At 50.3% G+C, this 16575-nt stretch carries 13 protein-coding genes and 1 pseudogene; 8 read left to right on the top strand and 6 right to left on the bottom strand.

Going from position 1 to position 16575, the window contains the following annotated elements; translation table 11 throughout:
• The first annotated feature begins 20 nt into the window (after positions 1-20).
• The 4 genes from EIH22_RS08755 to EIH22_RS08740 all read left to right on the top strand — a co-directional run bounded on the left by EIH22_RS08755 (position 21) and on the right by EIH22_RS08740 (position 3010).
• Positions 21-665, top strand: coding sequence for a nucleotide exchange factor GrpE (locus EIH22_RS08755; RefSeq protein ID WP_124055418.1), 645 nt, complete (start codon positions 21-23; stop codon positions 663-665).
• A gap of 113 nt (positions 666-778) precedes the next feature.
• Positions 779-1789, top strand: coding sequence for a DnaJ C-terminal domain-containing protein (locus EIH22_RS08750; RefSeq protein WP_124055417.1), 1011 nt, complete (start codon positions 779-781; stop codon positions 1787-1789).
• Between the two features lie 76 nt (positions 1790-1865).
• On the top strand, positions 1866-2375 hold the full coding sequence (locus EIH22_RS08745) for a heat shock protein transcriptional repressor HspR (protein ID WP_124055416.1): 510 nt from the start codon (positions 1866-1868) through the stop codon (positions 2373-2375).
• Positions 2376-2398: 23 nt separating this feature from the next.
• Positions 2399-3010, top strand: coding sequence for an NUDIX hydrolase (locus EIH22_RS08740; protein WP_235001842.1), 612 nt, complete (start codon positions 2399-2401; stop codon positions 3008-3010).
• Positions 3011-3061: 51 nt separating this feature from the next.
• Here the strand turns inward: EIH22_RS08740 and EIH22_RS08735 are convergent, their stop codons facing one another.
• Both EIH22_RS08735 and purT read right to left on the bottom strand, forming a co-directional pair.
• The gene (locus tag EIH22_RS08735) at positions 3062-4372 is read right to left on the bottom strand and encodes an NAD(P)-binding domain-containing protein (RefSeq protein ID WP_124055414.1); all 1311 of its coding nucleotides are present in this window, start codon (positions 4370-4372) and stop codon (positions 3062-3064) included.
• A 27-nt stretch (positions 4373-4399) separates the two neighbouring features.
• Positions 4400-5617, bottom strand: a complete 1218-nt coding sequence (gene purT / locus EIH22_RS08730; RefSeq protein ID WP_124055413.1) for a formate-dependent phosphoribosylglycinamide formyltransferase — start codon at positions 5615-5617, stop codon at positions 4400-4402.
• Positions 5618-5851: 234 nt separating this feature from the next.
• On the opposite strand from purT, the gene EIH22_RS08725 reads away from it, so the two are divergent.
• Positions 5852-8989, top strand: a complete 3138-nt coding sequence (locus EIH22_RS08725) for an ExeM/NucH family extracellular endonuclease (RefSeq protein WP_124055412.1) — start codon at positions 5852-5854, stop codon at positions 8987-8989.
• A 119-nt stretch (positions 8990-9108) separates the two neighbouring features.
• On the opposite strand, the gene EIH22_RS09030 is transcribed toward EIH22_RS08725, so the two are convergent.
• Positions 9109-9348, bottom strand: coding sequence for a catalase-related domain-containing protein (locus tag EIH22_RS09030; RefSeq protein ID WP_235001841.1), 240 nt, complete (start codon positions 9346-9348; stop codon positions 9109-9111).
• Positions 9349-9373: 25 nt separating this feature from the next.
• Positions 9374-10405 (bottom strand): annotated as a pseudogene (locus EIH22_RS08720) (catalase).
• A 219-nt stretch (positions 10406-10624) separates the two neighbouring features.
• Between EIH22_RS08720 and EIH22_RS08715 the strand changes: the two are divergent.
• Positions 10625-11146 carry a hypothetical protein gene (locus tag EIH22_RS08715; protein ID WP_124055411.1) on the top strand — a complete coding sequence of 174 codons (522 nt, stop codon included), beginning with the start codon at positions 10625-10627 and terminating at the stop codon, positions 11144-11146.
• Positions 11146-12144 (top strand): glutamyl-Q tRNA(Asp) synthetase, encoded by a 999-nt coding sequence (locus tag EIH22_RS08710; protein ID WP_124055410.1) that lies wholly within the window; start codon positions 11146-11148, stop codon positions 12142-12144. The genes EIH22_RS08715 and EIH22_RS08710 overlap by 1 nt, the downstream gene beginning before the upstream one ends.
• Here EIH22_RS08710 and ybaK read toward each other — a convergent pair.
• A complete protein-coding gene (ybaK, locus tag EIH22_RS08705) occupies positions 12101-12628 on the bottom strand; it encodes a Cys-tRNA(Pro) deacylase (RefSeq protein ID WP_124055409.1) in 528 nt (175 codons plus the stop codon). The two genes, EIH22_RS08710 and ybaK, sit on opposite strands and share 44 nt — an antisense overlap.
• A gap of 18 nt (positions 12629-12646) precedes the next feature.
• The gene (locus tag EIH22_RS08700; protein WP_124055408.1) at positions 12647-13666 is read right to left on the bottom strand and encodes an Fpg/Nei family DNA glycosylase; all 1020 of its coding nucleotides are present in this window, start codon (positions 13664-13666) and stop codon (positions 12647-12649) included.
• Between the two features lie 238 nt (positions 13667-13904).
• On the opposite strand from EIH22_RS08700, the gene clpB reads away from it, so the two are divergent.
• Positions 13905-16559 (top strand): ATP-dependent chaperone ClpB, encoded by a 2655-nt coding sequence (clpB, locus tag EIH22_RS08695; RefSeq protein WP_124055407.1) that lies wholly within the window; start codon positions 13905-13907, stop codon positions 16557-16559.
• Positions 16560-16575 lie beyond the last annotated feature (16 nt).

Genomic DNA, 16575 nt, shown 5'->3' with positions numbered 1-16575 from the left:
CGAAACGGAAGGAAGCTGACATGACAGAAGAAAATTCGCAGGATCACCGCGAGCCAGTTGAGAACGTAGAAGAAAATCTTGGTTCCGTGAAAGAGGATCTAGGTGCGGATGCGAAGGCTGGCACTAATTCTCAGGGCGTAAATGCTCAAGGAGGTGCGGATCAGGAAACTCAAACCCAAGACGGTGAAGGTGAAGCGGGATTTGAACTATCTGAACTTGATCAGGCGTTGCTGAAGATTACGGAGCTGGAGGATGAGCTTGCTCGCCGCAAGGCTGATCTTTATAACCTGCAACAGGAGTATAACGGTTACGTTAAGCGAGCTAAGGCCGATGCCGTTAACCAGCGTGCTCTTGGAGTAGGAAAGGTTCTCGAAGCGCTTATGGGAGTTCTTGATAATGCCGAACTTGCTCGCCAGCACGGTGACTTAGAAGGACCCGCAGGCGTGATTGTTGCCGAACTTGAGTCTACCTTGGAGCGCAACTTTGAGTTAAAGCGTTTTGGTGAAGTGGGTGAAGATTTCGATCCAGAAATTCACGAAGCTCTAATGCATCAAACCTCTGCCGACGCAGAATCTGAGCATGTAGCGCACTTGATTCAGCCTGGATATCGGCAGGGAGAAAAGATTTTGCGTCCGGCTCGGGTAGGTGTGGTTTCCCCTGAGTGAACTGGCAGTTTAGTGAAACAGCTAGTGAACCAAGTATTTTTTAGATTCTGTTCCTTTTTAGTAAAAGGTCAGAGCAAAGATTTATGCGCCGTCTCGGTAGGAGGTGAGGCGTGATGGCAAGTCAAGACTGGATGAGTAAAGATTTCTATTCCACCTTGGGGGTGGAGAAGGCTGCCTCTCAAGATGAAATTAAAAAGGCTTATCGGAAGTTAGCGCGGAAGTATCACCCAGATCAAAATCCGGGTGATAAGGCTGCTGAGAACAAATTCAAAGAGGTCTCGGAAGCCTTCCAAGTTCTCTCCAACGAGCAAGACCGTAAACAGTACGATGCGATTCGTACGATGTCTGGCGGTGGTGCTCGCTTTGCCCCAGGCTCAGGTGGAGCTGGTGGCTTTGAGGACGTATTTTCTTCTATGTTTGGGGGAGGCGGAAACGTCCGCTTTAACACCGGCGCTAGCGGTCAAGCCCCAGGGTTTGACGATATTCTTTCGCAGATGTTTGGAGCCGGTGCGCCGAAGGCAGATTCTCATGGAGGTTTCGGGGGATTTGGTGGTTTCGGATCACGACGCCGCGAACGTGGAGAAGACGTATCTACCACCGTTTCGATTCCACTGCGTGACGCTGTTGAGGGCACGACCGTATCTGTGACTACTGGAGTAGGAAAGGTGACGGCGCGCATTCCAGCAGGTGTAACCGAGGGTCAGAAGATCCGAATTAAAGGCAAAGGTCAGCCTGGAATTAACGGCGGAGAGCCAGGAGATATCCTTATCAAGGTTTTGGTTGAGCCGCATCCCGTCTATGAGTTACGCGGGAAAGACGTCTACGTGAACGTTCCCGTTGCCTTTGACGAGGCAACCCTAGGTGCGACTATCGATGTGCCAACGATCTATGGCGATGTCGTTCACGTCAAGGTTCCAGCAGGATCGTCAACCGACAAAACCATGCGCGTTCGCGGACGTGGTATGAAGCCGTCTAAGGGTGATGCCGGTGATCTCTATGTCCGACTCAAGGTCGTTGTGCCGAAGAAGATGTCGGACGAAACACGCGCAGCGGTTGAAGCTTTCCGAGCGGCATCGGAAGGTGCAGATCCACGTGCAGAATTTGAAAAAATGGCTAGAGTGTAAAACGAAGCGTTTTTAGGAAGAGAACTTGGGCTGGCCTCAACAGTGTTTGCCCAGAAGAAAATGAGAGGAGGTAACGATGGCTAAAATTTCGCGAAGTGCACCGATTTTGACGGTATCGGTTGCAGCTGAGTTAGCGGGAATGCATCCCCAAACGGTTCGTCAGTATGACAGGTTGGGCTTGGTCGTCGCTGGTCGCACTCGCGGAGGCGGGCGTCGTTACTCCTTGAACGACGTCGATAAATTAATTGAAATCCAGCGTCTTTCTCAAGACGAGGGGATTAATTTATCGGGGATATCTAGGATCTTGCAGTTGCAGGCCGAAGTTGAACGTCTAAACGAGCAGCGAATTCGGCTCGAGAAACAACTCGATCGCGTTCGTCAACTCGGTGAGTTTATGCGAGATGAGCTCGAAGCTCAGAGCAGGCGTGATCGTCGAGTCTTTGCGGCTTCTGCATCCGGCGATGTAACGATGGCCGAAAGAATGGATCTGCTACGCCGCGCGTTGCGTCACCAAGCAACAAGCCGAAGCAACCAAGACGTCGTGATTTGGAATCCTCGAGATATCGTCCTACTGCCCGATGAATAAGGCTAGGTGAAACAAAAATGCGCTTGGAGAGTCAGTCGGAACAGGTCAAAAGTATCGATAATGCAGATTCTCCTCCGCGTCTTGCCGCAGTGCTCGTCTTGCTCTCCAGTGCTGAGAGTGAGCCGAGCATTTTGTTTACCGAACGGGCTGCTCAAATGAGGTTTCAAGCAGGTCAAATATCATTCCCGGGTGGGTCGCGGGACGGACAAGAAACACCGGAAGAAACAGCTACTCGTGAGTGCTTTGAAGAAGTTGGAATCCATCCATCTCAAGTCCAAATTCAAGGGCGCTTGCCAGACGCGGTACTGCGAAACAACCTGTTTCATGTAGTTCCGGTGCTTGCACGGTGGGACGGAGATATAAGTTCCTGTGTGCCGAACCCAGACGAGGTTGCGAAGATCCACCTTATTTCTATTGATGACCTTGCAAACCCTGAGAATCGCTGTATGTGGTATATCGAAGATGAACACGAAGGACGACCATCGTGGGTAAACGGTCCGGGATTCGTGATTGGAGATACTTTTATCTGGGGGCTGACGGCAGAAATTACCAGCGCTTTGCTTAAACTTGCTGGTTGGGAATTACCCTGGGATAGCAAGCGCTTAATTCGGGTCCCTCAAAAATATTTTGGATAACCCGAGCCGCGCGCTTAATCCTAACGAAATACCCGACGCTAGCGAAGCAACCTAAGCCAGCGAAGCACCTTCCTGTTCAGCTACGCCACTTGCTACATAGGTTCCGAAACGAACTGCTTTTGGCAACTCCCAATCAGCGGTCAAACCATTGAGAAGTCCCGCAATAAATGCTTCGTTAACACCATCGCAATTGACGGTTTCGTGTTCGAAAGTTCCAACGGTTTCAGATTTTCCACCGGGCAAGATGATCGTGCTCGGAGAGTTGAATGTAAAGTCAACAATCCACGTATCGGAAGATGTAGCAAAAGCAGAGAGCTCCTTTGACGCCGATGAATTGATCGCAATGATTCCTCGTAGCGCGGTGGCAGTGGCGTCGTCTAAATGATCGGAATCAGTGGATACGGCGATAACCTGTTGTGACTCAGCTTTCAAACGGCGGGCGAGTTCGGGTGTGGCCAGCGCTTCATATCCCGATACAAAAATCACAGAATCTCCAGCTCGTGAAATGGCGTCAAGTAGCTCCGCGTCATCTGCAACCTGAACTAACTCAACTGGTGTACCGAGTGCTTTGAGGTCTTGTTCAATAACATTTATCGAGGGTACGTTGGCAGATCTTTTCGTGTTGATCAGAACAATCGCTTGCTTAGCGCTGTGGGTTTCAGAGGTGTGGTTCATAGTGTCCTCGATTGAAAACATGCGGGAAGGGTAACCAGAGCGCTTCGTGAGGATACGAATCATTTGTTCGGGAGATCTCCATCCGCCTTGGAAAATTTCGGTTCCGGGTGCAAGAAATCGTCCGTTGCGAAGTTCGCCTACGTCGACCGGTGTATACCCAACTTTATCAATAAATGTGGCAACGGCGCTTCTGGCCGTTTCCTCGTCGCTAGCTATGCCAAGCGCGCGGCGGCGAGGTTCGGTTTGTGGGCGCGCGTCGAAACCAATATCCAGATGTGACAGGTGGTTAAGAGTTTTGACGACGATCGACTGGCTAAGGTGTTTTTGTACGAACAGGGAGGTATCGCGAGGAGCTTGTGAAAGTTCCGTGATAGACGTATCTAGTTTTGGCCAGAAGTTCATCACGTCAATCACGACTTTTCCAGCGAAATCACAGGGATTCAAACGTGGCACGCCGCTAAGTGGAATTGCGATGATGACCAGCGTAGTGGTGTTATCAAGTTTAACGATCTGGCGCATAGAAATAGCGGACGATCCAGGGATTATTGAGTCGGCATCGTGTTGAAGCTCAGCTTGAGAGCGGCGTCCAGAGAGAAGGACTTCGAACCCACAGTCGCGGATGTGGTTCGCTAGAGCTGTGCCTTCATAGCCTGAGCCGACTACAACGATCCGGGAAAATTGATACATGTAGTGATAATACTTGATTGGGAATTGCTATTTAATAGTTAATTTTCCAATTGCCGCTTGCGCTACTCGCCGAGCTTCATCTACGTTTTCATGGCGAGCAACCGCAACGGCCATGCGTCGCCCTTTGTGAGCCTCTGGTTTTCCGAAAATACGAATCGAAACTTGCGGATCAGCTAGGGCTTCATCTAAGCCAAAATAGCGGGGATTGGCATTTTCGGTTGGTGCTTTGAGCGGGGCGGACGCCGCTGGATTGAGGAGCGAGGTATTGAGTGGCAGACCCAGAATCGCGCGAGCATGAAGATCGAATTCGTTTTGCACTTGAGAGGCAATGGTGACCATTCCGGTATCGTGTGGGCGTGGTGATAGTTCGGAAAAGAACACTTCGTCGCCCCTAACGAAGAGCTCAACTCCAAAAAGTCCGAGCACAGGGTGGTTCTCATTTCCTGATTCCTCGGCGAGTATATCCGTAACTGACTTTGCGATTTCCTTTGCCCTAGCCAGAGCGTTTACGCTCATTGCCTGTGGCTGCCACGATTCCACGTAGTCGCCATCTTGTTGACGATGTCCGATTGGCTCGCAGAAACTGGTTTGTACCTGTCCATCAACCAAATGACGGACAGTAAGGAGGGTTATTTCGTAATCGAAATCGATATTTTCTTCGATTATAACTTTTCCTGTAGACGCTCTTGCTCCTGCCGAGGCATTTTCCCAAGCTTGATCTAATTGGTCTGCCGATATTACGCGAGATTGGCCGTGCCCGGAAGACGACATCGTTGGTTTCACAAAACATGGGAATCCGATTTTTCCTGCTTCTTCCTTCAACGTTTCAATCGAATCGGCGAAGGCAAATTTGCTGGTAGGCACATTCGCCTTTTCGGCAGCTAGTGTGCGGATTCCTTGGCGATCGAAAGTTAGCTTCACAATCGTTGCTGACGGCGTAACTCGCTTCCCGTTTTGTGCTGCGGCAATCAGCGCTTCGACCGCAAGTTTTTCCACTTCAGGGATAATCAGGTCTGGATTCGTTTTGGCGATCACCGCGCTCACCGAGGTTTCGTTGGTCATGTCGATGACGACGGAGGAAGACGCTACGCTCATGGCGGGTGCACGGTCGTATGTATCGCACGCAATGACCTCGCAACCGAAGCGTTGAAGGGAAATTGTGAGCTCTTTACCTAGTTCACCGCTACCAAGAAGCAGGACGCGTTGCGGAAGGGAAAGTGGATAGATCGACTGAGTTGAAGTCATGGTTCTATTTTTGCGAGTGATTTTCTAAAAATGGATAGAGTCCAAATACTGTTCTAAAATCGTCTCATATGTAGGGACTTTGAATGTTCACTTCTTTACGTTAATCAAACATTCATTTTAGGTAATATTGGGATTCACTTTAACTTCCATCTGTATGTATATAACCTTAAGTGGTGCAATGATGCACAAATCTGAGAAATCGGATAGACCACGCATTTTTCTGAGGGGATAACTATGCGTAAAAAATTGCCTCGTGCAATAGCTTTAGCTGCGGTGACCGCGCTGGTGCTTCCTATTTATGCCACTCCGTCGGGGGCTGCTCCGGAGAATACCGCAAGTGCTACCGGCAGTGTTGTAATCAACGAAATCTATGTTCGCGGTGGGAATGTAGACGGTAAATACCGTGATTTTGTAGAGCTCTACAATCCAAGCGATAAGGCAGTTTCGCTGGACGGAATGTCGATTCAATATTTCACTAAAGACAAGTTGACAAGCAGTAGCCAACTCGCTCTTAAGGGAACGATCGCTCCGCGCGGTTACTTTTTGGTGGGTGGCAAGCCACTGAGCACTACTGCCACCGAGTCACCCTTGAAGTTTGACGTTGAAGGCACATTCAACGCATCGGCAACAGCTGCTTCGCTCGCTCTTGTGAAGGGAACGAGCGCGGTGACTCTTCCCGATGGTGACCAAAGTTCCAGCACCGACGTCGTCGATATCTTCGGTTGGGGATCAACCAAAACCTTTGAAAAGACTCCGCAATCAGCTCAGACGAGCGGAGGAGATTCTTATCAGCGCGCAAAGCTTGGCGTTGACTCCAACGATAACGCGGCCGATTTTGTGGTACAGCCCGCGACTCCGCAATTTAGCGGAGGAGAAGCCGGCAGTGCTGGAACTACTCCGGCACCTGATCCGTCCGCGCCAGCCAAAGAAGTGACGATTGCTGAAATTCAGGGCTCTGGACCGAGCACGCCGCTGATGGGGCAGATTGTTAAGACGAAAGGTATAGTTACCGCCGTCTACCCGACAGGTGGTTTCAACGGCTTGTATATCCAGACTCCTGGAACCGGGGGCAATAACGACGACGGTATTTCTGATGGAGTCTTCGTTTACTCTCCGGAAATGGCGAAGGTTGCAAAGATCGGTGAATACTACGAAGTGACTGGTGAAGCGACTGAGTACAAAGAGCTTACCCAGGTGAAAGCATCGGCGTGGACGAAAATCAACAAGAGCAAAGACATCGTCGATCCGAAGCCAGTGACAATTGACGCTGCACCTGCTGAAGAGGCTAAGCGGGAATCCTTGGAAGGCATGCTTATTAGCGTGACTGGTATTCACACGGTAACCAATAACTATGACACTAACCGATACGGTCAAGTTGGATTGGCGATCGGTACTGAACCGATTATGCAGCCAACCGAGTTTTTTAACCCGAATGAGAACCCGACGGGATATCAGACCCTAAGCGATCAGAATTCACGCCGGAAGATTACTCTCGATGACGGATCAAGCTGGCAATACTACGGTGGAAAGATCGCCAATGATTTGATCCCAGTTCCGTATCTGAATGTCAAGGATCCGATTCGAGTTGGAGCGCACGTTTCGTTTAAGAAGCCGATGATCTTGGATTACCGATTCCAGTGGAATTACCAGCCGACTGAGCCCGTGAATGTTCAAGGGGCTGATACACCCGATTCCTACGTAGACAACTCCCAGGACTGGATCTCGATCACTAATAACAAACGTCCGGTTGCTCCTGGAGACTTTGGCGGAGATGTTACGATTTCCTCGTTTAACGTGCTGAATTACTTTATTTCTCTGGGGCAAGATGAGGATAGGTGCCAGGGATGGCCTGATCGCAAGGGCGAATTAGTTACAACTAAGCGTTGCTCGGTGCGAGGTGCATACTCTGCGGCTGCTATGCAGCGTCAGCAGACTAAGATCGTCGCGGCTATTAACAAGCTTGATTCAACGATCATTGGTCTAGAAGAAATCGAGAACTCGGCGAAATACAGCAAGCCTCGTGACACTGCGCTTTCAAATCTGGTTCAAGCTTTGAATAAGGCTGCTGGTTTTAATAAGTGGACGTTTGTTCCTTCTCCAGCCAAGGTGCCCGATTCGGAAGATGTTATTCGCCTTGCCTATATTTACCAGGCAAAGCATGTGAAGCCATTGGGTGAGTCAAAGATTCTGATTGGTAATGAGTACATCAGTGGATATGCTCGCGAACCGCTTGCGCAAGAGTGGCAAGGTGTAAATGCCAAGGGCGAAGCGTTCGGCGAATCCTTCGTGACCGTTGTGAATCACTTGAAGTCGAAAGGATCCCTATCGACGAAGATTCCAAACGATTCTGATAAGGGCCAAGGAAATAACAACTTGCTTCGTGTGGAGCAGGCAAAGGCCATGACCGCATGGGTTGAGCAGAATTTTGCTCACAAGCCTGTGTTTATCTTGGGCGATATGAACTCCTACACTGAAGAAGATCCGCTTCGCGTGATCGAGAACAAGGGATATATAAGCATCGCAAAGAAGTATAAGGTGAAGAACCACTCCTACCAGTTCAGTGGAATTATCGGTTCGCTCGATCACGGATTTGCCAATGCTCAGGCTGAAAAGATGCTGGTTGGTGCCGATGTTTGGAATGTTAATGCTATGGAGCCGGTGGCTTTCGAATACTCGAACTACAACATGAACGTGAAGGTAAATGATCTTTACGATACAACCCCTTACCGTTCCTCCGATCATGATCCGATCAAGTTCGCTTTGAAGCTTGGGAGACCGGGGGGAGTCCCTGGTGGCAACGACGCCGATCAGTGTGTTCAGAAGATTGATCGAGTTGATAAGGTATTCGCAAACACCAGGGCGATTGAAGCTTGGAGCAAGAACCATCCGAACCATAAGTTTGGAATGAAGAAAGTAAAGAAAAACAGCAAAGTTGCTGTTCGATTCTGCGGGTTTACACCAAATACTAAGGCGAAGCTCTACTTCTACACCGATGCTAAGCTACTTGGTGAAACAGTAACGACGGCGAATGGCGAACTTGCCTATGACTTCGCAATTCCACAAGGTTCCGAGCCTGGCTTGCACTACGTAGTTGCTTACTCGGAAGCAGATCAGTCTGTAGCTGCAATGCAGGTATTGGTTGAGGCTGAGTTGGCAATCAATAGTGAATCGACTACAACCCCAGGAACTGATGTTTCAGGAGTTGGAGTAGCTGGAGGAAATGTTGGAAAAGGTAGTGTTGCCTCTACGCAAGGCACAAACCTTGCCAACACCGGTTCGCAAACTTTGTTGATTGTACTCGGTGGCATCGCTACGCTGTTGCTCGGAGCTGGCTTAGTAAATGGCGTTGGGCTAGCAAGGCGAAAGAAGTAATCCTTTTTCTGCTGGGTTAAGTGGTGTGGGGAGAGAAGCCGATATACTTCTCTCCCCACACCACTTAAGATACTCACGCAAAGATATAACGCAACGGTACTATCTATGTAAAAGGTACGTCACCGTTTAGAAAGCTGTGCATGTACGGCGTCTTCGATTCTCTGACCAGTCGGAGCATCGATGTTCTTCCAATACACATAAGCGCGCTCGCGAACCTGTGCTGAGCACTTTACAAGCATCCCCGTAACTGTACCTACCAAGGCATCAACTTGCTCCGGAGTGTAGACACTCCTGATCAAGATCCCCGGCTGTGTGAAATCGTCGTCGTCCACTCGAAGCGTGTACGCGGCGCGAATCATTTCGCCGTCAGCTTCCCAAGAATCTTCAACCGTACCTTCGAAATCCGAATAAGGCTTGCCGTAGGAGTTCGGTGCATACGTCGGCGCCGAGCAACATCTTATCTGGGGAGAAACCGGTTCCAGGAACATAGTTCGACGGTGCGAAAGCTGCCTGTTCGATCTGAGCGTGATAGTTTTCCGGATTTTCGTTGAGTTCAAATTCGCCGACCTGGATCAGCGGGTAGTCGCGATGAGACCACGTCTTCGTAAGATCAAAGGGGTTAACGTGGTACGTCTTAGCTTCTTCGTATGGCATAATCTGCACGGAGAACTTCCATCGTGGGAAATCGCCCCGCTTGATCGCTTCGAAAAGATCACAGCGGTGAAAATCAGCATCCGAACCAGCAAGTTCTTGAGCTTCTTTATTCGTTAGATTTTCCACGCCTTGCTGGGTGTGGAAGTGGTACTTCACCCAGAACTTCACACCGGCGTCGTTAATCCACATATAGGTGTGTGAACCGTATCCGTTCATATGACGCCAAGAGCGAGGCAGACCGCGTGGACCCATGAGCTAGGTGACTTGGTGGGCGGATTCTGGATTATTCGTCCAGAAATCCCACTGCATATCTTCCGATCGTAGTCATGAATCCGCGGTGCGCTTCTGTGAATGGATGAAGTGAGGGAATTTCATCGGATCGCGGACAAAGAAAATTGGGGTATTGTTTCCGACGATGTCGAAGTTTCCGTCGTTGGTGTAGAAACGTAAAGCAAATCCACGCACGTCGCGCCAGGTGTCTGGGGATCCGAGTTCTCCTGCCACGGTTGAGAAACGAGCAAGCATTTTAGTCTCTTGGCCCGGTTGGAAAAGATCGGCTTTCGTGTATGCGGATACGTCATTTGTTACACGAAAGATGCCGAATGCTCCTGATCCTTTGGCATGAGGGCGACGTTCTGGTACAGATTCGCGATTGAAGTGTGCGAGGTTATCTACTAAATGAACGTCGTGTAGAAGCAGCGGGCCAAGGTCTCCCAAGGAAAGCGAATTTCGATCAGACTCTGCGGGGGCTCCGTTATACATTTGAGTGCCAGATTGTTCGGATTTAGCGGTGGAATGTTCTGGACGGATCGTCATTTCTTCTCCTTACTAGTCAACGTTACTGATCTTTTTGATCGAGATGGGCAACGTTTCAAAGTTTTTCTGGATCCCTTTCAAGCTATCGAAATAATAACGAAAAGGGATGTTTTTAAGGCAAGATCTTAATGAGAATAATGCTTGCGAAACAGGCATAATTGCACTATGACCAAAACGATCAAGATACGCCCAGCGCAGCCATCTGATGCGGAAGCAATCGCTATACTTGCCCATTCTTTCGGAGTGAAATTTGACGAAAATGAATTGGGTTCCGCCTTAGCATTCCCAGATTCTTCTGCTTATTGGGTTGCCTTGCTTGACGGTCAAGGCCACGATCTCAACAGTGATCCTGAATGCAAAAGCTCCAACTCTCATGGAAGGTCAGGCGTGGTAGTTGAAGACGCTTTGGTTGTGGGATTTGTAGCTGCTCGTGCATTAGGTCCAAATCAACCACGGCTCGTTGGCTTAGATTGGTTATTGATAGATAGAGACTTAGATTCGAGTGACGTCATCGTTGCAGCTATGCGGCTCTTGGAGATGTCGCTGGGAGATATGCCAGCCACCGTTGAGCTACCTGCACAAACTTCTCCTGTAGTGCTCCAGATTCTCAACGCTCACGGTTTTCAGAAAACTGGGAAAATCACCTCGAACCCAAGTTGTGCCGAGCTCACGGGGTATATTCGCTGATGGATGCGTCATCGGAGCCAGTTTTGTCCCTAGGTTTTGGTAGGTATGCACCATCTCCATCGGGCATTCTTCATATCGGGAATCTCCGAACAGCTTTACTGGCGTGGGCGTTTGCGCGCTCTAGTGGTCGCGGATTCCAACTGCGAATCGAAGATCTCGATGGGAGGTCTCGGCCGGAATTTGAAACTGCTCAGCTTCGCGACCTTGAAGAGCTTGGGATAGATTGGGACGGTGAAGTCATTCGGCAGTCCCAGCGCCTTGAAACTTACGCGACGATCGTTGAAGCTCTCCAGAACGTTGGGCAAACCTTCGAATGCTATTGCTCGCGAAAGGACTTAGCTCAAGCTGCAAGCGCTCCTCACACTGAGCCTGGATTCTATCCGGGAACATGTAGAAACATCAACGAAGCCGAAAGAGACGAACGTTGCCAAAGGTTGCAGGGGCGTGTTCCAGCAATCCGTCTCAAATCCGACCTAACCCTTATCGAATTCACGGACAAAAATTTTGGCAACCATACCGGCGCAGTGGACGATATCGTCCTTCGCCGTGGAGACGGAGTCTATTCTTATAATTTCGTTGCGGTAGTCGATGACCTCTTAGGGTACAACTCAGATCCCACGCAATTTATTGCGCAACTCAATGACTCTACCAATCGCCGTCGTATCCCTTCAGTGACGCAAATCGTGCGTGGAAATGATCTCCTCGCGTCCACGCCGCGCCAGATTTATTTGCAGCGTGTGCTCGGTTTTGACGCACCTGAATATGCCCACGTGCCACTTGTTCTTAATCCCGACGGCGTTCGGCTCGCTAAACGAGACGGTGCCGTTACTCTGCCTCGGCTTCGTGAGTTAGGAGTGAGCACGGCGGACGTGGTGGAAATGATGGCTTTATCCCTCGGAATGGAACCGGTACGTTCGGCGTCGGAATTTCTAGGTGTGTTCAACCCAAATAAGCTCAATTTAGAGCCGTGGATTTTCGATTCTGACCAGTTTGAATAATTGCAAATTGGGCGTTGATTGCTTCTGCAAGATCTTGTGCACCTAGCCGTACTGAAAGGTTTCGTTTTCCGCCTGAAACCAAAATCATATCGAGTTCCAATGCTGATTCGTCGATAAATGTGCGCAAGGTGGAACGTTGCCCGAGTGGTGAAATTCCACCCGTCACGTATCCCGTAATTTTTTCGGCTTTTGAAGGATCCATCATCGATGCCGCCTTCGCGTCAGCTGCTTTCGCTAAGGCTTTTAAGTTGAGCTGGGACGACGCTGGAACCACCGCAACTACTGATTCGCCGTCGCACTCAGTGAGAAGAGTTTTGAAGATATATTGTGGCTCGATTCCCAGCACTGCTGAAGTGTCGAGTGCATAGCCGTGATCCATTACCGGCGAATGTTCATACTCAAATAGTTCATATTCAACGCCTGCGTCATTGAGCGCACGGAGCGCAGGTGTGCCCAAATGGGTGGATTTCTTTTTACGTGCCATCTTTTCCTGTCTCCCTTCCTATCGTTGGCACCCGCTACACCAAAAGAGCCGTCGACCTTGCATTTCGGCTTCCTTAACTACCGAACCGCACCGCAAACATGGCCGTCCAGTGCGGTGATAGACGGCAAAACGTGAGGCTTCGGGGTCTCCCTCAATAGGATTAACTGGCGCAAGTGCATCGGGTACGGTCCAAATCTTACCGGTGCGAACTCCGTCGTTCATCGTGGAAACTAGGTCGTCCCAAAGATAACCTATCCGCCGCTCTGAAACTTGAGCTCCTGTGCGGTACGGATGGATGCCGATCCGGAAGAGGCACTCCGCACGATAAATATTGCCTGGTCCTGCAATAGTCTTTTGATCCATGACTAAGCCGCCGATCGGGATCTTGCGCTTGCGGACGCGCGTGATGAAGTCCTCGCGCATACCGGGCTCATTGCGAAGCGGATCGGGACCTAGTCGGGTCAACTGTGCTTGGACCTCGTACCCTTCTAAAATCTCGCACTGATTGGGTCCGGTTAGATCGGCGACTCCGTAGGGGAGAGCAAGTCTGAGGCGAACCGTTTCGCGTGGGGGAGGCGCGATCCAATTGTACTCCTCGAGTGGTGTCACCGGATTGTTGTTGATTAATGGTGAAACCAAGTCGTCGCCTTCGCCGATTCGTCGCTGCTTAGTTGTAGTGGCAAGACGTGGAGCACCGATCGCATGGAAATCCGAAAAACCAGGGATGCCTTGGAACGTCCATGAACCATAGAGCCCTAGGTGAATATGAATCCAGTGAACCGCATCGTTTTCTAAGATTGGGTTGTTGTGAAGTGGTATTTCCGTCCAAGAATCTGTGATTGTTGCAGAACCGCTTGCTGGAATGAATGGGATGAAGAGGTGTTTTCCCCAAGCTTGTGCCCCGAGGATAAGAGAATCGTTGATTAACTCGGCCCCGGGGGTGAATCTGCCTTGAGGCGAGGACGCTTTGATGACTTTTCCGCCAAATAGTTCGGTAATGGCGTTGGATAGACGGTGGATAGAGTGACCTTCTGGCATATGTCCAATCTAGCGCGTGTTGAGGGTGGGGTGATCTTCCTGTTATGGAGCTCATAGAAATATTAAAGTTGAGTGGAATAGACTCAACTATAGTTGCGTTACAGATAGTGAATGTTAAATCTTATTACGTCCCAATCAATTGAATGGTGGCTGCTTCGGAATCAACCAGTAAATGTTTGAAAACGAGCGAAACTGATTCGAAAAATGTACGTAATATTACCTACAACGGAGGAATGTCATGGACAAACTCACAACTAAATCTCAGGAGGCGCTCGCGCAAGCGATCCAGAGTGCCTCCGCTGCTGGAAATCCTCAGTTGGAGCCGGTACATCTGCTTGCTTCTTTACTCGAGCAATCGGGTGGGGTAGCGGTTGCTTTGCTTGACGCGGTCGGTGCCGATCGTGGCGCGATTGCCGAACGTACCCGAGCACACCTCGCAACGCTGCCAGGAGCTTCTGGTTCCAATGTGGCGCAGCCTCAAGCTTCTAGATCTTTATCTGCTGTGCTTACCGATGCCGGTAAAGAGGCAACCGCGCTTGGCGATTCTTTTATCTCGACCGAACATCTCCTTTTGACGATTGCTAATTCACAAAGTGCGGCTGGCGATATTTTACGTGCCGCTGGGGTAACACGCGATCAGCTTTTTGCGGCTTTGCCATCTGTGCGCGGCTCTGCGAAAGTAACTTCGGCAGATCCTGAAGGTACCTTTAAAGCGCTTGAGAAATACGGAACAGACCTTACTCAAGCCGCGCGTGAAGGTAAGCTAGACCCCGTAATCGGCCGAGATTCGGAGATCCGACGCGTGGTCCAAGTGCTTTCGCGTCGTACCAAAAATAACCCGGTGTTGATCGGTGAGCCTGGAGTTGGAAAAACTGCGGTAGTTGAAGGGCTTGCTCAGCGCATTGTTGATGGTGATGTTCCAGAATCTCTTCGTGGAAAGCGCCTTATTTCCTTGGATATTGCGGGAATGGTTGCGGGCGCAAAGTACCGCGGTGAGTTTGAAGAGCGCCTAAAAGCCGTTCTTCAAGAGATCAAGGATTCCGACGGCGAAGTCGTCACCTTTATCGACGAACTCCACACCGTCGTCGGTGCTGGTGGTGGAGCAGACGGGGCAATGGATGCGGGCAATATGCTCAAACCAATGCTTGCTCGCGGCGAGCTCCGCTTGGTTGGTGCAACTACTCTTGATGAGTATCGCGAACATATAGAGAAAGATCCGGCACTTGAACGCCGTTTCCAACAGGTGTTTGTTGGTGAGCCCTCGGTGGAGGATACTATTGCTATTTTGCGTGGAATCGCACCGAAATACGAAGCTCACCATAAGGTGACGATTTCGGACGGAGCGCTAGTTGCCGCGGCGACGCTGTCTGATCGCTATATTTCGGGGCGTCAGCTTCCGGACAAGGCAATTGATCTTGTTGATGAGGCTGCTTCGAGGCTGCGGATGGAACTCGATTCATCGCCAGAAGAAATTGACGTGCTTCAACGCCAGGTGGATCGACTTAAGATGGAAAAAGCCTATCTTGAAGATACCGAAACGGATGATGACGCCGGTGCCGCCGATCGCCTCGAACGTCTCGAAGCGGAACTCGCAGATAAGTCCGAAGAGTTGGCAGGCTTGAATGCGCGTTGGCAAGCGGAGAAAGCGGGCCGGAACAAGGTTGGCGACCTGCGCGTTAAGCTTGATGAACTTCGTACCGAACTCGAGAAAGCTATTCGAGAAGGTAGATACGAGGACGCAGGGCGGATTCAAAACGGAGACATCCCGAATGTGGAGCGTCAAATTGCTGATGGTGAATCCGAAGAGTCACAGGTAACGGATGTTGCCCCAATGATTGCAGAACGAGTCGATGCTGAAGGCATTGCTGAAGTTATTGCCGCATGGACGGGAATCCCAGTGGGTCGACTTATGCAGGGAGAAACCGAGAAGCTCCTCGAGATGGAGAGTTATCTAGGTAAGCGCATTATTGGCCAAACCCAAGCGGTGAAGTCGGTTTCTGATGCGGTTCGGCGCTCGCGAGCAGGTGTTTCTGATCCTAACCGGCCAACCGGATCCTTCCTGTTCTTGGGACCAACCGGAGTTGGAAAGACCGAACTGGCGAAGTCTCTGGCCGATTTCCTTTTCGACGACGAGCGTGCCATGGTTCGAATCGATATGTCCGAATATGGTGAGAAACATTCGGTGGCGCGACTAGTCGGTGCTCCTCCAGGATACGTGGGATACGAAGAGGGCGGGCAACTAACCGAAGCCGTTCGGCGTCGTCCCTATGGCGTCGTGCTCTTAGACGAGGTTGAAAAGGCGCATCCGGAAGTATTCGATATCCTGCTTCAGGTTCTCGACGACGGACGTCTTACGGACGGACAGGGACGCACGGTTGATTTCCGTAATACGATTCTTATTTTGACCTCGAATATCGGTTCGCAGTTCCTTAGTGATCCGCAGCTTGCGGATGAGGATAAGAACGCTGCGGTGATGACTGCGGTTCGTGGTCATTTCAAGCCAGAGTTCCTCAACCGACTTGACGACGTCATTATGTTTGATCCGCTGACGATTGAGCAGCTAGGATCGATTGTTGATCTTCAAGTTGCGCAACTCGCGAACCGGCTTGTGGCTCGTAGAATCACCCTTGACGTTTTACCTGCTGCAAAAGATGTGCTCACGGTCGATGGTTACGATGCCGCGTTCGGTGCGCGTCCTTTACGTCGCCTTATTCAGCGTGAGATTGGGGATCAGCTGGCAAAAATGTTACTTGCCGGGACCGTAGAAGACGGGGATGAAGTGATCGTTGATGCCGCTGATTTTGATACGAGTGATTTTGAGGCTGTTTCGTTAGGTAAGAATCGGGAAAGTCAAGGTCATTCGCGGTTGAAGCTATCGGTTAAAGGAGCTTGAAAATTAGGTGTCGCTA

The sequence above is a fragment of the Arcanobacterium ihumii genome, assembly GCF_900604515.1.
Lineage (GTDB): Bacteria > Actinomycetota > Actinomycetes > Actinomycetales > Actinomycetaceae > Arcanobacterium_A > Arcanobacterium_A ihumii.
Note: the sequence above shows the minus strand (reverse complement) of the source record. Positions and strands in the feature narration are given on the sequence as shown.

Coding starts and splice junctions, on each gene's coding strand:
- EIH22_RS08755 (WP_124055418.1), top strand. CDS start 21: ATGACAGAAGAAAATTCGCAGGATCACCGCGAGCCAGTTGAGAACGTA.
- EIH22_RS08750 (WP_124055417.1), top strand. CDS start 779: ATGGCAAGTCAAGACTGGATGAGTAAAGATTTCTATTCCACCTTGGGG.
- EIH22_RS08745 (WP_124055416.1), top strand. CDS start 1,866: ATGGCTAAAATTTCGCGAAGTGCACCGATTTTGACGGTATCGGTTGCA.
- EIH22_RS08735 (WP_124055414.1), bottom strand. CDS start 4,372: ATGTATCAATTTTCCCGGATCGTTGTAGTCGGCTCAGGCTATGAAGGC.
- purT (WP_124055413.1), bottom strand. CDS start 5,617: ATGACTTCAACTCAGTCGATCTATCCACTTTCCCTTCCGCAACGCGTC.
- EIH22_RS08725 (WP_124055412.1), top strand. CDS start 5,852: ATGCGTAAAAAATTGCCTCGTGCAATAGCTTTAGCTGCGGTGACCGCG.
- EIH22_RS09030 (WP_235001841.1), bottom strand. CDS start 9,348: ATGATTCGCGCCGCGTACACGCTTCGAGTGGACGACGACGATTTCACA.
- EIH22_RS08715 (WP_124055411.1), top strand. CDS start 10,625: ATGACCAAAACGATCAAGATACGCCCAGCGCAGCCATCTGATGCGGAA.
- EIH22_RS08710 (WP_124055410.1), top strand. CDS start 11,146: ATGGATGCGTCATCGGAGCCAGTTTTGTCCCTAGGTTTTGGTAGGTAT.
- ybaK (WP_124055409.1), bottom strand. CDS start 12,628: ATGGCACGTAAAAAGAAATCCACCCATTTGGGCACACCTGCGCTCCGT.
- EIH22_RS08700 (WP_124055408.1), bottom strand. CDS start 13,666: ATGCCAGAAGGTCACTCTATCCACCGTCTATCCAACGCCATTACCGAA.
- clpB (WP_124055407.1), top strand. CDS start 13,905: ATGGACAAACTCACAACTAAATCTCAGGAGGCGCTCGCGCAAGCGATC.